This is a genomic window from Daejeonella sp. (genome assembly GCF_049655485.1).
Classification (GTDB): domain Bacteria; phylum Bacteroidota; class Bacteroidia; order Sphingobacteriales; family Sphingobacteriaceae; genus Daejeonella.
In genome coordinates, this window is sequence record NZ_JBASJU010000326.1 from 1 (window position 1) to 2,402 (window position 2,402).

The 2,402-nt window shown below is 44.5% G+C and carries 1 protein-coding gene; it reads right to left on the bottom strand.

What is annotated here, in order from left to right:
* Positions 1-2,402: cell surface protein SprA (sprA, locus tag WBJ10_RS13450; protein ID WP_424291141.1), on the bottom strand; the 2,402-nt coding region annotated here is incomplete at both ends.

Sequence of the window (2,402 nt, forward strand, 5' to 3'; positions counted from 1 at the left end):
AGGGGAATATCGTAATCATAATAATTGTCCTGATTATCCGTACCAACTCTAAGGAATGCCCGTACATCATTGTCACGCAGCTGATCCCCCTCTGCGTGGATAAACATTTCCATTCTTTTGTAAGAACGGAAATCATTATATGAGGTGCGGTACGAAGCCTGGCCGTAACCATCCCGGAGGTTGCGCACTGCTAAAGAAAGAGATTGCTCATTCTGACGGGATTCGCCACGGAAATTAGTGATGTCGCGCTCGCGTTCGATACCCGGAGGCAACACATAAGGGATGGGAGTTCTCTTGCCATTTTCTTCAATATTTACCGCGGCAACATCAAGCGTTGAATTATCCAGCCCTGGATTAATTAATGACGGGTCTGCAAGCACTTTCGTGGGATTCTTCTCTGCGTTATACCTTCTCCACTCACCTCTTACCAGCTGCAGCTTCGCAAGACGCAAAACAGCCGTATCCGCGAAATCGGTCATAAACATCCTGATAAACCGGATCGATTTGAAATCTTCGATATTACCGACTTTTTGTATATAATCCTTTACAGGGATTTTGAACTGGATCCAGCGAACGGTTTCAGTCTTACCATTTGCTAATCGTACGGTAGCCGGAACGATGTCGGTGATATAATTGGTCCCTACATTCGTGAGGTCCTGGGGACGAATAGATACTTTATATTGATAATATTCATCAGCCAGAGTGGAGTTATTATCTCTGTTGATATCCTCCCCATCCGGCAATGATGTCGAAGCAGTATTTTCAATGCCTGTTTGAGCCCGGGATTGATCTGGTGTTTTCGAGTTCCCCTCAGGATTATTATATCTTTCATAACGCTTCAATATCCCTGCGTTTTGCTGATCCAGGTTTGAGCCCCGGTAGAATTGGTAATCATCTGATGCCGGATCTTCGTCGAGTGCTATTGCCGCCCGAGCATTTATTGATGCTTTAGCCTGAGTTAGAAAAGGAGCAAACTGCTGCCGTTCATCAACACTGCCTAAACCGTCAATACCTACATCCTGAAAAGCACGCGCCCCTGAATTATTGTCAAATGCCTGAATAACCGGCTGGAGCTTAGGAACCCTTCCCCAAACTGTAGCATCTGTTTTGGCGGCATTTCCGTCCACGGGTAGACCGTTTTCGAGACTCTTTCTGCCGTCTTTTAATATATCTTCTGTAATATTTCCAAGGTTGAAATAAACATCTCCACCCTGGCTTGTAGGATTGTAAATAAATGGATCGAGCATCCACATCTCAATAAACTCAATATTCAGGGCTTCAAAATCGTTGGTCTCCAATTTTCTGAATATCCCGCCCCAGCGGCCTCGGGGATTAGACAGTGTACCATCCGGATTTAAGCCTGTGCTTGTAAAATTATAAGGGCCCCTTAGCCTTGGATAATATGCCAGGTCGAAAGTCGGTAATATGATCGGCTGGCCTGTAGAAGATTCTTTAAAAGGAAAAACTTCCCTTTCAAAAACCTGACGGACATAATGATTAGAAAGTTCATTTTTATCTTTCTTGATATTATCGGGAGTCAGTGTATTTCCGCTAACGAAGAAAATTGGGTCTATATTGTAAAATGCCAGGCGTGCCCGGTTATATCCATAAGTCAGATCATTATTTAACCGGGATTCCGGGAACATCTGCGGAGTTCCCGAAATCTGCCAGGCTATTGCGCTCTTAATATCAATGAGCGACCTGCTGGCTTCGAAGTCATCAAGGTAACTTGCGCCGTTCCTGCTTCCCGCGAAGTTCAAAGCTCTGGGATGGCCCGGTATCATATTCGCATATTCACCACTGAATGTTAATGTAGAAGGCTCTTTAGTATTTATAAAAGGAATCTTATCCACCATCCGGGTCAGCCATCTGGAGCCAGAACTGTAATTCGCATCGAGGCCCCATATGGTATTGGAAATTGACTCCTCACCAATATTCACTTTTTCAGTCAGCGGCTTCTCCGTAAGGTTCATAATGGTACCTCCCAGGTTCAGCTTATTATTTACCCGGTAATCAAACCTCGAACCTGTCAGTGATCTCTGCTGCAAACCAAAAAGCTCGTTATTTTCGAGTTTTATCCGGATCGGCTGCCCCGAATTTAAGAGCGCCTGATTGAGTATACTAACCATACCGCCATTATAATCCACGGTAAAATCAACTCCTTCCTGTAATGGCAACGTCCCTGCTACCACCTGAACTGAACCTTGCGGTACGTTTATAGCATTTAACTGGAAAACAGAATTTGCCTGCGATTGATAAGTACCGCGAATCTGGTATCTGTTTAACCTTGGGAAAAGCTGCTGTGCCAGAACTTTAGTTGAGTCGTATAAGGGCTGGTAGACATATTTTTCAATAAGATTCCGTTCAGAAACCGGGTTAAAACGCTTTGCCAGGTCAGAACC